The 22,641-nt window shown below is 61.4% G+C and carries 4 protein-coding genes; 3 read left to right on the forward strand and 1 reads right to left on the reverse strand.

What is annotated here, in order from left to right; all coding sequences use genetic code 11:
- Window positions 1-99 precede the first annotated feature (99 nt).
- From P349_RS18845 to P349_RS18835, 3 genes are all read left to right on the forward strand, one after another.
- Window positions 100-18,105: an Ig-like domain-containing protein gene (locus tag P349_RS18845; protein WP_032647092.1), complete on the forward strand. Its 18,006-nt coding sequence runs from the start codon at window positions 100-102 to the stop codon at window positions 18,103-18,105.
- A gap of 73 nt (window positions 18,106-18,178) precedes the next feature.
- Window positions 18,179-20,359, forward strand: coding sequence for a type I secretion system permease/ATPase (locus tag P349_RS18840; RefSeq protein WP_032647094.1), 2,181 nt, complete (start codon window positions 18,179-18,181; stop codon window positions 20,357-20,359).
- Window positions 20,356-21,531, forward strand: a complete 1,176-nt coding sequence (locus tag P349_RS18835) for an HlyD family type I secretion periplasmic adaptor subunit (protein WP_024908389.1) — start codon at window positions 20,356-20,358, stop codon at window positions 21,529-21,531. The genes P349_RS18840 and P349_RS18835 overlap by 4 nt, the downstream gene beginning before the upstream one ends.
- A gap of 35 nt (window positions 21,532-21,566) precedes the next feature.
- On the opposite strand, the gene P349_RS18830 is transcribed toward P349_RS18835, so the two are convergent.
- Window positions 21,567-22,451 (reverse strand): hypothetical protein, encoded by an 885-nt coding sequence (locus P349_RS18830; RefSeq protein ID WP_024908390.1) that lies wholly within the window; start codon window positions 22,449-22,451, stop codon window positions 21,567-21,569.
- Between the last annotated feature and the right edge of the window lie 190 nt (window positions 22,452-22,641).

Here is a 22,641-nt window from a genome sequence, read left to right on the forward strand (position 1 = left end):
AAAAATAAGTCTGAAAATAATGGGTGTTTTTTCCCAGGGATAGCTACATCCGTCTGGTGGACATATCCACAGGAATCCGCACACCTGCAAGGAGAAGAAATGAGTAACGTAAAGGTTGTTGATGTCATCATTCGCAAAACGGCGGAGAAAACGAAATTAACCGGCGAAGGAAATCTGTCGGTCTCTATTTCATCGCCGAGCGTGATTGAAATCCAGGGTTCTGCTCAGGATGTGGCGCGTTATGTCCGTCAGGGGAAAGACCTCCTCATTTATATGAAAGATGGCAGCGTTATTCGCTGCAACAACTATTTTGTCGAAGATCCAGAGACGCATAACCAGTCAGAACTGGTATTCAACGACCGTCAGGAACTGACACATATTTCTTTTGCCGATGCCGGGGAAGCGTCAGGCGTTGCGGTGACCGAGTTAACCGCGCAGGCCACATCGATTAGCAGCATTCAACCTTTCCTCGAGCAGGAAAGTGTTTTAAGCGACGCGCCGTGGGGCTGGATTGCGGGAGCTGCGTTAGGCGGCGGTGCCATCGGGGCACTGCTGGCAAACGGCGGTGACGGCGAGACGAAAACAAAAGTCATTGATAATACCAAAGAAGTTGAAAGCGCCACGCCGACCTTCTTGCTGTCGGATAAAGCGGGTGACAAGCAGGGCGTGCTGAGTGCAAACGAGATCACGGACGACAGCAACCCAACCTTTAGCGGCACCGGTCAGCCGGGCGCGACCATTCAGATCAAAGACAGCAGCGGCAGCACCATTGCCAGCACCATGGTCGGTAAAGACGGCACGTGGACGGTAATATTACCGACCCAGACGGACGGGGAGCACACCTGGTCGGTCGTGCAGATCGACGGCAGTAAAACCACCAATGCGGGCAACATCACCGTAACGGTCTCGACCGCCGAGGCCGCCATTACGCTTGCCACCACGGCGGGCGATAACGTGCTGAACGCCAGCGAGCAATCTGCGGGCTTTACGCTCTCCGGCGCCAGCAAAAATCTGGCGCAGGGTACCGAACTCACCGTGACGCTGAACGGCAAAACCTACGCGGCTGAAGTCGGGGCAGACGGCGCGTGGAGCGTTAACGTACCCGCGGCCGACGCGCAGGCGCTGGTCGATGGTACCTGGACCGTCAACGTCAGCGGCAAAGACGCGGCGGGTAACACCGTCAGCGGAAGCCAGACGATTGGCGTGGATACCACCGCGCCAACCATCTCTGTCGATACCCTCGCACAGGACAACATCATTAATGCGGCTGAGCATAATCAGCCGCTGACGCTAACCGGTAAAACGAATGCGGAAGCCGGTCAGATCGTCACGGTCACCCTGAACGGTAAAAATTATAACGCCACGGTGGGCAGCGACGGCACCTGGTCCGTCACGCTGGAGGCGGGCGACGTGCAGGCGCTCAATGAGGGTAATCACACCCTGACGGTTAACGTGAGCGACAAAGCGGGCAACGGTTCGTCCGTGACGGCAGATTTCACGGTGGATACCGTCGCGCCGGTCATCACCATCCATACCGTGGCGGGCGACGATATCCTTAATATCAGCGAGCAGGGCCAGGCGCACATTATTTCCGGCCAGGCGAGCGGTGCCGCCGCGGGCGATGTGGTCACCGTAACCCTTGGCGGTCAGACCTTCACCGGCGTGGTGCTGGCGGACGGCAGCTGGAGCGTGGGCGTGCCGGCGTTCGTGCTGGGCGCGCTGGGTGAAGGTAACCACACGATTTCAGTTTCCGTCACTGATGCGGCAGGCAACACCGGCAGCGCCACGCACGACATTACGCTGAGTGGACATCCGCCAGAATTTACGATTGACGCTATCAGCCAGGATAACGTCCTGAATGCCCAGGAGGCGATGCAGCCGCTGAGCCTGACCGGCACCAGCAACCTGCCGGACGGCACCACCGTCACCGTGACGCTGAACAACGTCAACTATCAGGCCACCGTCGAAAACGGTATCTGGGCGGTCCAGGTGCCGGTTTCCGACGTCCTGAATCTGGCGAACACGCTTTACACCGTCAGCGTCAGCGGTACCGACAGCGTGGGTAACAGCGGTTCTGCCGAAGCGAATCTGCTGGTGGATACCGTTCTTCCGCAGGTCATCATCAATACTTTTGCGGGCGACAACCTGGTCAATAACGCCGAAGCGGGCGTCGATCAAACCCTCAGCGGTCGCGTTACCGGCGCGGCGGCGGGCGATACCGTCTCCATCACCGCAGGCGGCAAGAGCTACACCGCAACGGTTGGCAGCGATCTGACCTGGAGCGTGAAGATCCCATCAGCGGATCTTCAGGCGTTCGGCGACGGCGATTTAACCTTCACCGCGTCGGTGACCAACGGGCACGGCAATACCGGCACCGGCGAGCGTGATATCAATATCAACGCGGAGCTGCCGGGTCTGCGCGTGAACACCATTTCCGGCGATGACGTGATCAACGCCATTGAGCAGCAGCAGGATCTGAGCGTCACCGGCTCCAGTAGCCATCTGGCCGCGGGCACGCAGATTATCGTCACCATCAACAACGTTGAGTACGTTACCGCGGTTAACGCCAGCGGCAACTGGCAGATCGGCGTTCCGGCGGCGGACCTGCAGGCCTGGACGGCGGGCGGCATGACGGTGAGCGTCAGCGCGGTAGATGACTGGGGCAATCCCGTTGCGGCTGAACACCCGATTGAACTCGATCTGAACGCCGTGGCGGTCACCATTGATACCGTCTCCGGCGACGACCTGCTGAATGCGGCAGAAAAAGGCGGTGATTTAACCCTTTCCGGCCAGACGCAGGGCGTGGAAGCGGGGCAGACCGTGGTGGTGAAATTCGCTGACCAGACCTTTACTGCGCAGGTGCAGCAGGATGGCTCTTGGAGCCTGACTGTACCCGCCAGCGCCATGGAAACCCTGACCGACGGGCGCGCGCAGGTGAGCGTCAGCGTCACTAACGTCAGCGGCAACAGCGCGGACGCGGCGCGCGTTGTCACGGTGGATACGCAGCCACCGGCGATTACGCTCGATAACCTGACCGCCGACAACATCATTAATGCGGCAGAAGCGCAGCAGGATTTACTGTTAAGCGGCAGCAGCAGTGCGGAACCCGGCCAGACGGTCACCGTGACGCTGAACGGCAAAACGTATCAGACCACGGTCCAGACGGACGGTACCTGGCAGCTGAGCGTCCCGGCGGCTGACGTCGGTGCCCTGACGGACGGAATCGTTACCGTGACGGCAACCGTGAGCGACGTGGCGGGCAACAGCAGCAGCGCCGATCGCGTGGGTCTGGTGGATGCGACTGTACCGCAGGTGACCATTAATGACTTTGTCACCGCCACCAATACCATTAACCAGCTCGCCCATTCACAGGCGCAGATCCTGAGCGGCTCCGTCACCGGTGCGGCAGCGGGTGACCTGGTGACTATCACCATTAACAGCGTCGATTACACCACCGTGGTGGATGCGGCGGGCTACTGGAGCCTCGGCCTGCCGGCGCCCGTCGTGCAGGGTCTGGCGGACGGCACCTGGACCATCGACGTCTCCGTGACCGACCGATCCGGCAACACCGGAAGCAGTTCGCTGGATGTGGTAGTGAATACCGTGACGCCTGTTATTGGTATCAGCACGCTGGCGGCGGACGACGTAATCAATGCGACCGAGAAGGGCGAAGATCTGCTGCTCTCCGGCACCAGCAACCAGCCGGAAGGCACGCGCGTCACCGTTAACCTGAACGGCATCAACTACACCACCACCACCGACGCCAGCGGCAACTGGAGCGTGACCGTACCGGCCTTGGCCGTAAGCGCCCTGGGAGAAGCTCATTACACCGTGACGGCGAGCGTCACGGATAGCGTAGGCAACAGCGCCTCAACCTCACACGATGTGCTGGTGGACAGCTCGCTGCCGGTGGTGACGATCAACACGCTGGCGGGCGACAATATCGTTAACGCGGCGGAAGTGGCGGCAGGGCAAACCCTGTCCGGTAAGGTGACGAACGCGGCGGCAGGTGACGCTGTCACGATTATCATCGGCGGTCAGACTTACACGGCTACCGTGCAGGACGATCTCACCTGGAGCCTGCCGTTAAGCGAAAGCCAGTTCACCGCGCTCGGCAATGGCGACCTCACCGTATCCGCCAGCGTGACCAACGCGCACGGTAATACCGGTTCTTCTTCTCTCGACTTCACCATCGACGCCCAGCTTCCGGGACTGCGTATTGATACGGTCGCAGGTGACGACGTGATTAACGTCATCGAACACGCCCAGAATCTGATTGTCTCCGGCACCAGCACCGATCTGGCGGCGGGCAGCGCCGTCACCGTGACCATTAACGGCAAAGCGTATTCCGCAACGGTGCTGGCCGACGGCACCTGGCAGGCAGCGGTACCGGCGGCGGACGTGTCCCAGTGGGCGGATGGCTCGCTGGATATCAAGGCAAGCGCGCAGGATGCCTCCGGTAACCCGGTGACCATCGGCACTGTCGTTGACGTCGATCTCGCGCCGGTCGCCATCACCATCAGCAGCGTGACCGACGACAACGTGCTTAACGCGGCGGAAAAAGGCCAGGACCTGGTGCTGTCCGGCACCACCGCCAACGTGGAAGCGGGCCAGACCGTCACCATCACCTTTGCGGGTAAAACCTATACCACGACGGTGGATGGCAACGGCGACTGGACCTGGACCGTTCCGGCTGCCGATCTGAGCGGCCTGAAAGACGGTGACGCCAGCGTGCAGGTCAGCGTCACCAACGTGAACGGTAACGCGGCGTCTTCGGTGCAGGAATTCAGCGTCGATACCACCGCGCCGACGGTGACCATCAACACCATCAGCAATGACAATATGCTGAACGCGGCAGAGGCGGCGCAGGATCTGACCCTGAGCGGGACCTCTACTGCCGAAGCGGGCCAGACGGTCACCGTGACCTTCAACGGCAATCAGTACACCGCGCAGGTGCAGGCGGACGGCAGCTGGACGCTCGACGTGCCTGCGGCGGATCTGGCGGGCATCACCGACGGCAGCGCGGCGGTCACGGCGACCGTGTCCGACAAAGCAGGTAACCCGGCCAGCGCAGGTTCCTCGGTGCTGGTCGACACCACCGTGCCGCAGATCACCTTCAACATCGTTGCGGGCGACGACATCGTGAATATTGCCGAGCACGGCCAGGCGCTGATCGTCTCCGGTAAGGTGACGGGCGCGCAGGCGGGCGACGTGATTACCGTGACCCTGAACGGCAAAGACTACACCGCTATGCTGGACGCGTCCGGCAACTGGAGCGTGGGCGTTCCTGCGGCGGACGTGGGCGCGCTGGCAAACGGCGAGCAGACGATCTCTGCGACCCTCACCGACAAAGCCGGTAACAGCACCACCGCGACGCACGAATTTGACGTCTCCCTGACCGCGCCGGTAATTGCCATTAATACCCTGGCGGTTGACGACGTGATCAACGCGACCGAGAAAGGCCAGGATCTGCTGGTGTCCGGCACCAGCAACCAGCCGGATGGCACGACCATTACGGTGACCCTGAACGGCATCAGCTATACGGCCACCGCCGACGCGAGCGGGAACTGGAGCGTGACCGTTCCGGCGGCAAACGTCTCTGCGCTGGGCGAAGCGAGCTACGCCGTGACGGCGAGCGTAACCGACGCCGCAGGCAACAGCGCGAGCACCGGGCACAGCGTGCTGGTCGACAGCGCGCTGCCGCAGGTCACCATCAACCCTGTCGCCACGGACGACGTCATTAACGCGGCGGAAGTGGCTAGCGGGCAGACCCTGAGCGGAAAAGTGAGCGGCGCAGCGAGCGGTGACACTGTCACTGTTTCAGTCGGTGGCAATACCTGGACCGCGACGGTTCAGGACGACCTGAGCTGGTCGGTCAACGTGCCGTCCTCGGTCTTAACCGCCATCGGTAACGGCGATCTGACGGTGTCAGCCAGCGTCACCAACGGCCACGGCAACACCGGAACGGGCGAGCGCGAAATCGTTATTGATGCCAACCTGCCGGGCCTGCGCGTCGATACCGTGGCGGGCGACGATGTGATCAATAGCATCGAACACGCTCAAAACCTGATTATCACCGGCTCCAGCGACGGTCTGGCAGCGGGCGCGGCGCTGACGGTCACCGTCAACGGCAAAACCTACGCGGCAACCGTACTGGCGGACGGCACCTGGACGGCGGCCATTCCGGCGGCCGACGTCAGCGCGCTGAATGCGGGCACGGTTACCGTGACCGTGGAAGGCCAGAGCGCAGCGAGCAACCCGGTTTCCATCAGCCATGACGTGAAGGTGGATCTGGCGGCAGTCGCCATCAGCATTGACCCGATTGCTTCGGACGACGTGATTAACGCGGCGGAGAAAGGAGTGGACCTGGTGCTGTCCGGCTCCACCACCAACGTGGAAGAAAACCAGACCGTTACCATCACCTTCGGCGGCAAGTCGTACACCGCGACGGTGGATGCCAGCGGCAACTGGACGGCGACCGTACCGTCTGCCGATTTGGGCAGTCTGAAGGACGGCGATGCCAGCGTGCAGGTGAGCGTCACCAACGTGAACGGCAACAGCGCCACGGCGGGTCGCGAGTACAGCGTGGACGCCACCGCGCCGACGGTGTCTATTGAAATTGTCAGCGACAACAACATCATCAATGCGGCCGAAGCGCAGCAGGATCTGGTGATTAACGGCGTGACCAACGCCGAAGCGGGCCAGACCGTCACCGTGACCCTGAACGGTGTGGACTATACCACCACCGTGCAGGCTAACGGCAGCTGGAGCGTGACCGTGCCGTCTGCTGACATGGGCGCAATTACCGACGGCAACTACACCGTCAGCGCCGCCGTGTCTGATAAGGCGGGCAACCCGGCCTCAGCGGATCGCGACGTGCTGGTGGATACCACCGTCCCGCAGCTGACGATTAACACCGTTTCCGACGATGACGTGATCAACAGCGCCGAGCATGCGCAGGCCCTGATTGTCACCGGTTCCGTGACCGGCGCGGCGGCGGGCGATGTGGTCACCGTCACCCTCAACGGCAAATCCTACACCGCCACCCTGGATGCCTCCGGCAACTGGAGCGTGGGCGTGCCTGCGGCGGACGTCACCGCGCTCGCCGCCGGGGATCACACTATTACCGCGGCGCTGACCGATAAAGCGGGCAACAGCAACAGCGCCACGCACGGCGTGGAGGTGAACCTGACCGCGCCGGGGCTGACCATTGACACCGTTTCTGGTGACGATGTGATCAACAACAGCGAGAAAACTCAGGATCTGACCCTCTCCGGTACGGCTTCCGGCCTGGCGGCAGGCGCGGTGGTAACCGTGATGCTCAACGGCAAAGCGTACAGCGCGCAGGTGGACGATAACGGAAAATGGACCACCACCGTTCCGGCGAACGAAGTCGGTCAGTTGGGCGAGGCGCTTTATACCGTCACCGCCTCGGCAACGGACAGCGTCGGTAACAGCACCAGCGCATCGCACACCGTGAACGTGGAGTCCGTTCTGCCGGGCGTGATCGTCAACACCATTGCAGGCGACGACATTATTAACGCGGCGGAGCTGGCAGCCGGCCAGACCATCAGCGGTAAGGTGGTGAATGCCGAAGCGGGCAACACCGTGACCGTGACGATTGGCGGCAACAGCTACACCGCAACGGTGCAGAGCGATCTGACCTGGTTCGTTAACGTGCCGTCCGACGTGCTGACCGCGCTGGGCAACGGCGATTTGACCGTGTCAGCCAGCGTGACCAACGGCGTCGGCAACAGCGGATCCGCTGAGCGCGAAATCGTGATAGACGCTAACCTGCCGGGCCTGCGCGTGGATACCGTGGCGGGTGATGACGTGATCAACAGCATCGAACACGGGCAGAATCTGATTATCACCGGCTCCAGCGACGGGCTGGCGGCGGGCTCGGCGCTGACCGTGACCGTAAACGGCAAAACCTATCCGGCGACCGTGCTGGCGGACGGCTCCTGGCGCGCAGCGATCCCGGCGGCGGACGTGGGTGCGCTGAATGCGGGCACGGTTACCGTGACCGTTGCGGGCCAGAGCAGCGCCGGTAACCCGGTTTCCATCAGCCACGATGTGACGGTGGATCTGGCGACCGTTGCCATCAGCATCGATGCGATTGCTACTGACGACGTGATTAATGCCGCTGAGAAGGGCGCGGATCTGGTGCTCTCCGGGGCGACCTCAAACGTTGAGGAAAACCAGACCGTTACCATCACCTTCGGCGGCAAGAGCTACACCGCGATTGTAGGCGCCGACGGCAAATGGACGACCACGGTGCCAGCGGCCGACCTGGCGGGTCTGAAAGACGGCGACGCCAGCGTGCAGGTGAGCGTCACCAACGTGAACGGCAACAGCGCCTCGGCAGGCCGCGAGTACAGCGTGGATACCACCGCGCCGTCGGTGACCATCAACACCCTGGCGACGGACGACATTCTCAATGCCACCGAAGCGAAGAGCGATCTGAGCGTTTCCGGTACCACCACCGCCGAAGCGGGCCAGACGGTCACCGTATCGCTGAACGGTAAAGACTACACCACAACCGTCAGCGCGGACGGCAGCTGGACGCTGAACGTTCCGGCGGCCGATGTTGCGGCCCTGACGGACGGCAGCGTGACCGTCACCGCATCGGTCAGCGATAAAGCGGGCAACCCGGCATCGGTGGATCACAACCTGGCGGTAGATATCACCGTGCCTGCGGTGACCATCAATACCGTGGCGGGCGACGACGTGATTAACATCGCTGAGCACGGCCAGGCGCACATCATCAGCGGCACCACCACCGGCGCGGCAGCGGGCAATAAGGTCACCGTCACCATCGGCGGCCAGACTTACACCACCGTGCTGGACGCGGCGGGCAACTGGAGCGTCGGCGTCCCGGCCAGCGTGATTTCCGGCCTCAGCGACGGCACCGTGACCGTCACGGCGTCGGTCACCGACGCGGCGGGCAATACCGGCACCGGCACGCATAACGTGACCGTCGATACCGGTCTGCCGTCCGTGGCCTTCAACGCCATCAGCGGCGATAACGTGCTGAACGCGGTGGAGAAGGGACAGGATCTGAGCGTCAGCGGCACCAGCGCCAACCTGGCGGAAGGCACCGTGGTGACCGTGACCCTGAACGGTAAAAACTACACGGCGACGACCGCCGCAGACGGCACCTGGAGCCTGACGGTTCCTGCAGCAGATCTGGCGGGTCTCGGCCAGGCTAACTACACCCTGAACGCAACCGCCACCAACGGCGTGGGCAACAGCGTGAGCAACACCGCGAACCTGCTGGTGGACACCGCGCTGCCAACGGTCAACATCAACGCCGTGGCGGGCGATAACGTCATTAACGCGGCGGAAGTGGCCGCAGGCCAGACGCTGAGCGGCACCGTGGCGAATGCCGAAGCGGGCAACACCGTGACCGTGACCATTGGCGGCAACAGCTATACCGCGACGGTGCAGAACGATCTGACCTGGTCCGTGAACGTGCCGTCTGACGTGCTGACCGCGCTGGGCAACGGCAGCCTGAGCGTAACGGCGACCGTCACCAACGGCCACGGCAACACCGGCACTGGCGAGCGCGAAATCGCTATCGACGCTAACCTGCCGGGCCTGCGCGTGGACACCGTGGCGGGCGACAACGTCATCAACAGCATTGAGCATGCGCAGAACCTGATCGTCACCGGCTCCAGCGACGGGCTGGCGTCGGGCACGGCGCTGACCGTCACCGTCAACGGTAAAGACTATGCGGCCATGGTGCTGGCGGACGGCACCTGGAGCGCGGCTGTTCCGGCAGCGGACGTGAGCGCGTGGCCGGAAGGCACCGTCAAAATCAGCGTTACCGGCGACAGTTCAGCGGGTAACCCGATTACCATCAGCCACGATGTGACCGTGGATCTGGCGACCGTTGCCATCAGCATCAACTCCATCGCCATCGACGACGTGATTAACGCGGCGGAGAAGGGCGCGGATCTGGTGCTGTCCGGTGCGACCACCCACGTTGAGGCCGGGCAAACCGTGACCATCAGCCTGAACGGCAAAATCTACACCACCACGGTGGACGACAGCGGCAACTGGACCTGGACCGTACCGTCTGCGGATCTGGCCCACCTCAAGGATGGCGACGCCAGCGTGCAGGTGAGCGTCACCAACGTGAACGGCAACAGCGCCTCGGCGGGGCGTGAGTACAGCGTGGATGCCACCGCGCCGTCCGTGACCATTCATACCCTTGCGTCTGACGATATTCTGAATGCCGCCGAAGCGAAGAGCGATCTGACCGTGTCCGGCACCACCACCGCCGAAGCGGGTCAGACCGTGACCGTGTCGCTGAACGGCAAAGACTACACCACAACCGCAGGCGCGGACGGCAGCTGGACGCTGAGCGTTCCGGCGGCGGATCTGGCGGCGCTCGGCGACGGCAGCGTCATCGTGACGGCGAGCGTCAGCGACAAAGCGGGCAACCCGGCGTCGGTTGATCACACTCTGACGGTGGACGTGACCGTGCCTGCGGTGACCATCAATACCGTGGCGGGCGATGATGTCATTAACCTCGCAGAACACAGCCAGGCGCACATCGTCAGCGGCACCGCCACCGGCGCGGCGGCGGGCGATAAGGTGACCGTGACCATCGGCGGCCAGACTTACACCACCGTGCTGGACGCGGCGGGTAACTGGAGCGTGGGCGTCCCGGCCAGCGTGATTTCCGGCCTCAGCGACGGCACCGTAACCGTCACGGCGTCGGTCACCGACGCGGCGGGCAATACCGGCACTGGCACGCATAACGTGACCGTTGACACCGGCCTGCCGTCCGTGGCCTTCAACGCCATCAGCGGCGATGACGTACTGAACGCGGTGGAGAAGGGGCAGGATCTGAGCGTCAGCGGCACCAGCGCCAACCTGTCGGAAGGCACCGTGGTGACCGTGACCCTCAACGGTAAAAACTACACGGGCACCACGGCGGCAGACGGCACCTGGAGCCTGACCGTTCCGGCAGCGGATCTGGCGGGTCTCGGCCAGGCCAACTACACCCTGAACGCGACCGCCACTAACGGTGTGGGCAACAGCGTCAGCAACATCGCGAATCTGCTGGTCGATACCGCGCTGCCGACCGTCACCATCAATACCGTGGCGGGCGACAACGTCATCAACGCGGCGGAAGTGGCGGCAGGTCAGATCATCAGCGGCACCGTGGCGAATGCCGAAGCGGGCAATACCGTCACCGTCACCATTGGTGGTAACACTTACACCGCAACGGTGCAGAGCGATCTGACCTGGTCCGTTAACGTGCCGGAGTCCGTCCTGACGGCGCTGGGCAACGGGGATTTGACCGTATCGGCAACCGTCACCAACGGCCACGGCAACACGGGAGCGGGCGAGCGCGAAATCGTTATCGACGCCAGCCTGCCCGGCCTGCGCGTCGATACCGTGGCGGGCGACGATGTGATCAACAGCATCGAACATAGTCAAAACCTGATCGTCTCCGGCTCCAGCGACGGGCTGGCGGCAGGTACAACGCTCACCGTGACAATCAATGGCAAAACCTATGCGGCCTCCGTGCTGGCAGACGGTTCCTGGAGCGCGGCGATCCCGGCGGCAGACGTCGGGGCCTTCGCAGCAGGTACGGTCACTGTCACCGTTGCGGGCCAGAGCGCGGCGGGCAACCCGGTGACCATCAGCCATGACGTAACGGTCGATCTGTCTGTCGTTGCCGTCAGCATCGATGCGATTGCCACCGACGACGTGATTAACACGGCGGAGAAAGGCGCGGATCTGGTGCTCTCCGGCAGCACCTCGAACGTGGAGGAAAACCAGACCGTTACCATTACCTTCGGCGGCAAGACGTATACCGCGAAGGTGGATGCTGACGGCCGCTGGACGGCAACCGTGCCGTCTGCGGATCTCGCGGGCCTGAAGGACGGTGACGCCAGCGTGCAGGTGAGCGTCACCAACGCGCACGGCAACAGCGCCTCGGCGGGCCGCGAGTACAGCGTGGACGCGACTGCGCCAACCGTGAGCATTGATACGGTCGCTGGCGACAACGTGATTAACGCCAGCGAAGCGTCTGCGGGCGTGGCCATTTCCGGCACCACCACGGCGGAAGTCGGGCAGACGGTCACCGTGACCCTGGGCGGTAAGAGCTATACCGCCCAGGTGCAGCAGGGCGGTATCTGGAGCGTGAACGTGCCGGGCACCGACCTGTCCGCACTGGCGGATAACGGCTACACCGTGCAGGTCAGCGTGAGCGACGCCGCGGGTAACCCGGGCAGCGCGGGCAAAGCGATTACGCTTGATACCACGCCGCCGACCGTCAGCTTTAACGCTGTCGCGGGCGATAACGTCATCAACAGCGTGGAGCACGTGCAGGCGCAGATTGTCAGCGGCACGGCAACCGGCGCGAGCGTCGGCGATAAGCTGGTCATCACCATCGGTTCGAACCAGTACACCACTACCGTTGACGCCAGCGGCAACTGGAGCGTGGGCGTCCCGGCCAGCGTGATTTCCGCGCTGACCGACGGCACCGTGACCCTCAGCGCGACCATTACCGACAGCGCGGGCAACAGCAGCACCCAGACCCATGACGTGGTGGTCAACACCGCCTCCGTGGCGCTGACGGTGAACACCGTTAGCGGTGACGACGTCATCAACGCGGCTGAAGCCGGTTCGTCCCTGGTGATTAACGGCTCCAGCGCCCAGCTCGCCAGCGGGACGCAGGTTACCGTGACGCTGAACGGCAAGAGCTATACGGCCACCATCCAGAGCGACGGCAGCTGGACGACCACCGTTCCGGCCGCAGACGTGGGTGCCCTGGCCGATGGCGCGCGCTATCAGGTGTCCGTGTCGGCGCAGGACAGCGCGGGCAACAGCGCGTCGGCGACGCACGGCATCAGCGTGGATACCACTGCGCCGGTGGTGAGCATTGCGACGCTGTCGGCTGACGACATGCTGAACGCGGCGGAAGCCCAGCTGCCGCTGACCGTGCACGGATCTTCCAGCGCGGAGGCGGGTCAGACCGTTACCGTGACGCTGGGCGGCAAAACCTACACTGCGCTTGTCGGCAGCGACGGCACCTGGACGCTCGACGTTCCGGCAGCCGATCTGGCTGCGCTGAGCCAGGGTGCGCTGACGGTGACCGCCTCGGTCAACGACAAAGCGGGTAATAACGGCCAGACCACGCACACCTTAACGGTAGACACCGTCGCGCCAGCCGTAACCATCAGCACCGTGGCCGATGACGATATCGTCAACAACGCCGAGCAGCTGGCGGGCCAGACCATCCGTGGCACCACCACGGCGGAACAGGGCCAGACGGTGACCGTCTCCTTCAGCGGGCACAGCTATCAGGCGACCGTCGGGGCGGACGGATCGTGGTCGGTCTTCGTGCCGGGCCGTGATTTCCTCGGCCTGAGCGACGGGGATTACACCATTACGGCTACGGTAAGCGACAGGGCGGGCAACCCGGGCAGCGCAACGCACGACGTGACGCTGAACGGCGATGTCCCAACCATCACCATTAATACCTTTGCGCAGGACGATATCGTCAACGCCGCCGAGCACGGCACGCCGCTGGTCATCAGCGGCACCACCGACGCGCCTGTAGGCCAGACGGTGACCATCACGCTGAACGGTAAAACCTATACGGCGACCGTGCAGAATGACGGTACCTGGAGCTACACGGTGGGAAGCGCTGACGTGACCGCGCTGGCAGACGGCGGCTCGTACGTGATTAACGCGCAGGTCAGCAATACCATCGGCAACAGCGCCAGCGATAACCATACCGTCACGGTCGATCTGACCGCGCCGTCGATGGGGATCGCTATTGATTCGCTGCAAAACGACACCGGCCTGAGCGCAACGGATTTCATCACCAACGACAGCCAGGTCGTCGTCAACGGCTCGCTGACCGCGCAGCTCGGCAATAACGAGAAGGCGCAGATCAGCCTCGACGGCGGCGTCACTTGGATCGACCTGACCGTGACCGGCACCACCTGGCGCTACGCCGATGGCCGCACCCTGACGGACGGTACGTATCAGTACCAGGTGCGCGTGATTGATAACGCGGGCAACGTGGGGGCCACGGACAGCCAGGACGTGGTGATTGACCTGACGAAGCCTGCGGCAACCACCATTACCGTGGATTCCATTACGCAGGATACCGGCCTGTCCGGCAGCGACTTTATCACCAGCGACAACCAGATCAGCCTGAAAGGGACGCTCGGCGCGGCGCTGGGCAGCGGCGACCACGCGCAGATCAGCCTTGACGGGGGCGTCACCTGGACCGACGTCAGCGTCAGCGGCCTGAGCTGGACGTATGTTGATGGCCGCACGCTGGCCGACGGGGATTACAACTACCAGCTGCGCGTGATTGACGACGCGGGCAATATCAGTGCCACCGCCAGCCAGGTGGTGACCATTGATACGGTTGCGCCGGACGCGAGCAAAACCATCGCCATCGACAGCATCAGTGACGATACCGGTCTGAGCAGCAGCGACTTTATCACCAACGATACGTCCCTGACGCTGCACGGCTCGCTCGGCGCGACGCTGGCCGACGGCGAATACGCCCAGATCAGCATCGACGGCGGCGTCACCTGGCAGAACGTCATCGTCACCGGCAACAGCTGGTACTACGTCGATGGCCGCACGCTGGGTAACCAGACCTATGACTACTACGTTCGCGTGGTGGATGCGGCGGGCAACGTGGGTGCCAGCGCCCATCAGCAGGTGACCGTCGATACGGTCGCCCCGGATGCGGCGATTACGGTGACCGTGGATAACATCACCGTGGATACCGGATTCGACAATAACGACTTCCTGACCAGTTCGACCTCGTACACGCTGCACGGAACGCTCGGCGCAGCGTTAGGGGCGGGTGAGTACGTGCAGGTGAGCATGGACGGCGGCAGCACCTGGGTGTACGCCACCGTCAGCGGGACGCAGTGGAGCTACAGCGACACGCGTACCCTGACCGACGGCAGCCATAACTATCAGGTGCGAGTCGTTGACCAGGCGGGGAACGTTGGGGCCACCACCGCGCAGGCGGTGACGGTGGATACCCACGCGCCGCAGTACGGCGTCACCATCGACAGCATCAGCGAAGATACCGGCCAGTCCGGCAGTGATTTCATCACCATGGACACCACGCTGACCATCAACGGTTCGCTGGGCAGCGCGCTGGCAAGCGACGAGCGCGTACAGATAAGCCTGGACGGCGGGAACACCTGGCTCGATACCACGGTCACCAACCAGCGCTGGAGCTACACCGATACCCGCGATCTGCCTGACGGAGACTACACCTACCAGGTGCGGATTATCGACCAGGCGGGCAACGTCGGCTCCACCGCCTCTCAGGTGGTGACGGTGGACACCACGCCGCCAACCACGGTGGGTACGGTCGTGAGCTATACCGACGGTGAAGGCGAGCGTCAGGGCACCTTTGGCAGCGCGGTGGCAACGGACGATAACTCGCCGCTGATCAACGGTACGCTTAACCGCGCCCCGGACGACGGTGAAATTGTGCAGCTCTATCGTGACGGGGTCCTGCTCGGTCAGGTGACCATGAACGGCAGTGCAAGCTGGTCCTTCCAGGACAACGGCCTGAGCGACGGAAATCACACCTACATTGTGCGCGTCACCGACAGGGCCGGTAACTACACCGAGTCTGACGGCTTTGTGCTGAACGTTGATACCAGCATCCCGATCACCACGGCGGCGATTACCGCGCAGACCACGTCGGACACCACGCCGATTGTCACCGGCACCGTCTCCGCTGACCTGGTGAACGGTGAATACCTGGTGGTGACGGTGAACGGCAAAACCTACACCTCCCAGACGGGCGGTGCGGTGGTGGTCGACCCGGATCACAACACCTGGTATCTGCAGATCCCGGACGGCGATGCGCTGGGCGTGGCGAGCTACAGCGTGACCGCGCAGGTGAAGAGCAGCGCGGGTAACGGCAATACCACCGGTACGGCTACCGGTAGCCTGGTGATTGATACCACCTCGGTGAACACCGACTGGGCAACCACGGCGGGGAACAGCAACAACTCCACCATGACCCTCGGCATGAACAGCAGCGGTCTGTGGAACATCATTGCTAACGGCCAGTCATACTCCAGCAGCGATAGCTCGACCTACGCCGGGAATACCCTGACCAACACCCGCGGCTATTACGTGGTGAGCCAGACCGCCGCCGACTTTGACCGCAACGGCACGCAGGACATTTTCGCCACGGAGACCACCTACTCAGGATCCACGCAGGTGATGTGGACCTACGATGGCAGCACCTATAACGCCAGCCAGCTGGCGATGGGGACCACCATCTGGTACGGCGGCGTGATTGCGTACGACAAAACCGGGGATGGTTATCTGGATCTGGCGTACGGCGACTCCGGCGCGGACTCCATTACCTATCTGATCAACAACAACGGGGTACTCTCGCCTGACGGCACTTATGGCGGCGCGGGGTTCTGGGGACAGTTCACCACCATGCGTGAAATCTCCGGCGTCGATATTAACAATGACGGCACCGTGGATGTGGTTCAGCACACCAACCGCAGCGGCGCGTACTCGTTAACCGTGATCAACAACAACGGTAACGGCACGCTCTCTATCGGTCAGAACCTGACGAACGTGTTTGTGGCCAACGCCTCGAATACCACCACGGCGGCGTCCATGACGTGGGCGGACTTCAACGGCGATGGCTACATGGATCTGTACCTGGGCAGCAGCTACAACAACAACGGCGGGGTGATCTACTACAACGACGGTACCGGGAAGCTCTCAACCACCAAGAGCGCGGTCGAGGCCTCTAACGCCACGGCGGGGTATCTGTCGGTGGCGGTGGACTGGAACGGTGACGGGCAGATGGACATCGTCAAGCTCAGCAGCTATGGCGGCTCGCAGACGGCAACGCTGTTCACCAACAACGGTTACGGCTCGACCTGGACTGCAAGCCAGCTGGCTTCCGGACTGGCGAACGTCACCGGCGTGGCGGCAGTGGACTACAACTGGGACGGTGCGCAGGATCTGCTGGTCTCTCAGCAGAACGGCAAGGTGGTGCTGGTACAAAACAGCAAAACCATTGCTGACGGCACCGCGATGCACCTGCACATTGTCGACAGCGAGGGCATCAACGCCTACTACGGCAATACGGTCAATCTGTACAACGCCGCGGGCGTACTGGTGGCCTCGCAGATCATCAACGCCCAGTCCGGTATCGGTTCGAACGATACCTCTGCGCTGGTGAGCTTCTACGGGCTGGATCCGAATGAAACCTACTCAGCCGAGATCCTGAAGATCACCAACGGCGTGTCGGATAACGTCACCTGGAGCGGCCTGGAGGCGGGCAACGGGAAAGAGGGCTACGTCCTGACGGCCGAAGCGGCCACCGGCGGCCACAGCGGAACCATTACCGGAACCGGGTATAACGACACCTTTATCGCAGAGGATGGCACCTATACCTACAACGGTTCCGGCGGCTGGACTACCCATTCCGACCATGACACCTGGAGCAACACCGGTGGGATGGACGTGGTGGATTACCGCAATGCGACCTCCGGCGTAACCGTTGATTTGCGCCTTTCTACCGCGCAGAACACCGGGTTCGGTACGTCACGACTGCTCAACATTGAAGGAATTAACGGCTCGAACTTCGACGACGTCATTACCGGCAACAGCGGTGATAACCAGTTCGAAGGCCGGGGCGGGAACGACACCTTCAACATCGGCAGCGGCGGTCACGATACGTTGCTCTACAAGCTGATCAACGCCTCGGATGCCACGGGCGGTAACGGTCACGACGTGGTGAACGGCTTTACGGTCGGCACCTGGGAAGGGACCGCGGACACGGATCGTATTGACCTGCGCGATCTGCTCTCCGGCAGCGGCTATACCGGCACGGGTTCGGCGAGCTACGTGAACGGCGTGGCCACGCTGGACAGCAGCGCGGGCAATATCAGCGATTACATCCGCGTGGTGCAGAATGGCAGCAATACCGAGATCCAGGTTGACCTGGACGGTACAGGCGGCCAGTTCTCGCCAACCACTCTGGTGACCCTGAACGGCGTGCAGACGGATCTGGCGACGCTGCTGGCGAACCATCAGCTGTTAATTGCGTAAACCAACGCCGCGGGGAGCGCTCCTCGCGGCCTTTTGGCGTTTCTTTTACACGAATTGCGTTAACCCGGAGATTATGAAGACACATCCACAGTACGAACCCTGGCTGCAGGGCATGCTTATCATCGCGAAACATTATCGGCTGGATTTCTCAGCGGAGCATGTTCGGGTCACGATTAACCATGAAAGCCAGTCTCCGCGCCAGCTGGTGCTGGAGGAGATGGCGCGCCAGCTTGGGCTGGGGATGCGTATGGTGGCGGCTGAAGCGGTATCCCTCGATCCGTGGCGCCTGCCGCTGCTGGCGGAATTCACCGGCGGACAAATCGCGGTCATTAATCGCATGGACAGCGAAGGCAACGTCAGCCTGCAGTTTAGCGGCGACGCGGGGCTGGAGACGACGCTGACGCGTGACGAGCTCGGGGCGCGGCTAAAGGGGCTGATGGTGTTGCGCCCGCTCGAGTCCACGCCGGATGCCCGCGTGGATGACTACATTAAACCGTATGAGAAAAACTGGTTCTGGCAGCTGGCGCTGAAGGATTGGCGACGCTACAGCGACATTATGCTGGTGGCGCTGGTGGCCAACGTGCTGGCGCTTTCCGGCATGGTCTTCTCCATGCAGGTCTACGACAGGGTGGTGCCGTCGCAGTCGGAAGCCACGCTGTGGGTGCTGTTTGGCGGCGTGATGATTGCCATCGTGTTCGAATTCATCATGCGCATGCTGCGCGTGCATATTTCTGACGTGGTGGGCAAACGCGCCGACCTGCGTATCTCTGAACGCGTGTTTGCCCATGCGCTGCGGATTAAAAACGGCGCGCGATCCAAATCAACCGGATCGTTTATCGCGCAGATCCGCGAGCTGGAGTCGGTGCGGGAGCTCATCACCTCCACCACCATTGCGGCTATCTCCGATCTGCCGTTCTTCCTGCTGTTCGTCTTTATCCTGTGGATGATTGGCGGCCCGCTGGTGCTGGTGGTTCTGCTCGCGGTTCCGCTGCTACTTATTCCGGGCCTGCTGGTGCAGCGCCCGCTAGGGAAACTCTCCAGCGAAGGGATGCGTGAATCCGCCATCCGTAACGCCACGCTGGTGGAAGCGGTGCAGGGCATTGAAGACATCAAGCTGATGCGCGCCGAGCAGCGTTTCCAGAACCAGTGGAATAACACCAATGACGTCGCCGCCAGCGTCGGCATGAAGCAGCGCTGGCTGACGGGCCTGCTGCTCACCTGGACGCAGGAGGTGCAGTCTATCGTCTATGCGGTGGTACTGCTGGTGGGCTGTTACCTGGTCATCAGCGGTGACATGACCACCGGTGCGCTTGTGGGGACCTCGATTCTGGCGTCACGGACCATTGCGCCGCTGTCTCAGATCTCAGGCGTGCTCTCGCGCTGGCAGTCGGCAAAAGTGGCCCGCAAGGGGCTGGACGACCTGATGCAGCGGCCGATTGACGATCCGCAGCACGGCAAGAAGGTGCACAAGGCACACCTGCGCGGCGACTATGCGCTTGAGGACGTCGGGTTTTATTACGACGAGGAAGAGAAACTCACCGTGCTTAACATCAGCAAGCTGCAGATCCGCGCCGGAGAGCGCGTGGCGGTGCTCGGACGTAATGGCTCCGGTAAAAGCACGCTGTTACAGCTTCTGGCGGGCATGCAGGAGCCGCAGCAGGGCAGCATTCTGCTGGACGATATTGCCCTTAATCACCTCGACCCGGCCGACGTGCGTCGCGACATGCAGCTGCTGAGCCAGCAGGCCCGTCTGTTCTTTGGCTCCGTGCGGGACAACATCCTGATGGGGAACCCGCTGGCGACCGATGACGAAATTCATCAGGCGCTGGTTAACAGCGGCGCGCTGGAGTTTGTGCGCAAACAGAAAATGGGGCTGAACTATATCATCAACGAGGGCGGGGCTGGCCTCTCCGGCGGACAGCGTCAGGCGCTGCTGCTGGCGCGTGCCCTGATCACCTCGCCGACTATCCTGCTGCTGGACGAGCCAACGGCCTGGCTGGACGAAATGAGCGAGAAGCAGTTTATTCAGCATCTTCACACATGGCTGGGTAAACGCCGGACGCTGGTGGTGGCGACGCATCGCCTGCCGATCCTGGACCTGGTCGACCGCATCATCGTGCTGGAAAACGGCAAGGTGGTGATGGACGGCCCGCGCGACGCCATCCTGCAGCAGCACGGAATGGCGCCGCAAAAGACAGCGCAGCGCACCGTGACCATGAAGCCGGCGGCGGTTGCCGAGGAGGGCGCGGCATGAATGATTTCTCCCGTTTCAATAGCCGACTGAAGGAGCCACGCCTGCCGCGCTCAACCCTGGTGGCATGGTCGTTGTTCGCCCTGCTGGCGGCGTTTATCGCCTGGGCGAGCCTGTTCCATCTTGATGAGGTGACGACCGGCAGCGGCAAGGTGATACCGTCTTCGCATGAGCAGGTCATCCAGTCCCTGGAAGGCGGCATTATCCACAGCCTGATGGTGCGCGAAGGCGACATCGTGGAACGCGGCCAGCAGCTTGCGCAGCTTGACCGGACAAAAACCGAGTCGAGCGTGCTGGAGAGTGAGTCGCGTCTGAATGCGGCGATGGCCACGGCTGCGCGCCTGAAGGCCGAGGTGAACGACACGGAACTGGCGTTTCCGGGGGAGCTGGATGACGACGTTGAACTGGTCAAACAGGAAACGGCGCTCTACCAGTCCCGGCGCGAGAGTCTCGAAAAAGGGCTGGCCGGGTTGCGTCAGGGCGCCGAGCTGGTGCAGCGCGAGCTGTCATTAACCCGGCCGCTGGTGACCCAGGGGGCGGCCAGCAAGGTTGAGGTGCTGCGTCTTGAGCGTCAAAAGAATGAGCTTGAGAATAAAATCACCGAGATGAAAAACCAGTATTACGTTCGCGCCCGTGAAGAGCTGGCGAAAGCCAACGCGGAAATTGAAGCCCAGCGTTCGGTGATGAAAGGGCGTGAGGACTCCCTGACCCGGCTGACCTTCAATGCGCCGGTTCGTGGGATCGTGAAGGACATTGATGTCACGACCGTGGGAGGCGTTATCCCGCCGAACGGCAAGCTGATGAGCCTGGTCCCGCTTGACGATCAGATGGTGGTCGAAGCGAAAATATCGCCGCGCGATGTGGCGTTTATCCATCCCGGTCAGAAGGCGCTGGTGAAAGTGACGGCCTATGACTACTCCATTTACGGTGGGCTGGAAGGGGAAGTGACCATGATTTCCCCGGACACCCTGCAGGATGAGGTGAAAAGGGATGTCTACTATTATCGCGTCTATATTCGTACCGACAGTAACCATCTGACCAATAAGCAAGGGCAGGAATTTCCGGTCTTTCCGGGCATGATTGCTACCGTTGATATTAAAACCGGCAGCAAAACCATTCTGGATTATCTGTTGAAACCGCTGAATAAGGCAAAAGAGGCGCTGCGGGAACGATAGGTGAAGGGCGTTCGGGAGACCGAACGCCTGGAGAATTATACGGTTGACGTCGCGTTGTTAGCGTGGCGTCGCTCTTTGGGTACTACGTTGATGTAATGCGTAACATAGGCAAAATATAACCCGGCATAATTTTCGACGAGTTCGATAAACGCCGGGTATATCGATAGTCGACCATCACCCCTATCTTTCAGGTAGCCTGCCTCCTGAGCCGATTTGATAATCCGGTTGACGTGGATACGCGAAACGAAAAATTCTTTTGCGAGCGTGCTGGCTGAATAGTCGATGACGGCACCATGGGCAGATTTATTTTTCATAGCCTGCAGGTAAAGATAAAGCATAATCATACGTCCGCCATCTTTATCGATAAATAATCCCACTTCAGGCAACACCTTCCTGAACGTTAATCCCCGAAAAAGATATTCTGCCGCGCGGCGGAAGAAGTTATTTCTCAAAATATCATTGTCCAGCAGGTTTACGTTAATATTGAATGTCGGGTAAAGAATACTGACGGGCAAAAATGCGCCGGACATATAACGCTTAAGTTCATTCAGGCCTTTTTCAGTAGGAGCGATTCTCGTTTTGCGTCGGTCTTCCGTGCAGCGCCAGGTCTTGATACGCCCGGTGGTTCTCAGTATCGTAATGATCGCAATAACGCTGTTGGGGCTGGCTATCTTATAGCGAGAACATAAATCTTTAATCTCTGAAACTGACTCCGCCTGATTTCCAAAAATAAAACAACACATAGAGAGGATAATGTTAAATCGTGATTCCTGCAGCATTGTCTTGTAGAAAAGAGGTTGTTTTTTATAGATGGTGTCATTAATTGTGTAGTGCTCTAATATTGCCTCACCGAATCGCGGATTGTTCTTTATAACATCCCTTCGATGTAGCAAGGCCCTGGATGAGATGTGATTATCCATAGCATTTTTCTCGTATTTTAATGAGCCGATAGATGAAGTGTTCAGTCTTCTTTTTCGGAATTCTCATTATACCCTGAGAATGAGATATTTGCCGTTGTTATTTGCAAAGAAAAGTATATTTGCGAACTGGTGATTAACGCAAAGATGTTCCAGTGAATCAGGCTGATAACTGTATCTTACCCTGAGGCTC

The sequence above is a fragment of the Enterobacter sp. DC4 genome, from assembly GCF_000568095.1.
Taxonomy (GTDB): domain Bacteria; phylum Pseudomonadota; class Gammaproteobacteria; order Enterobacterales; family Enterobacteriaceae; genus Enterobacter; species Enterobacter pseudoroggenkampii.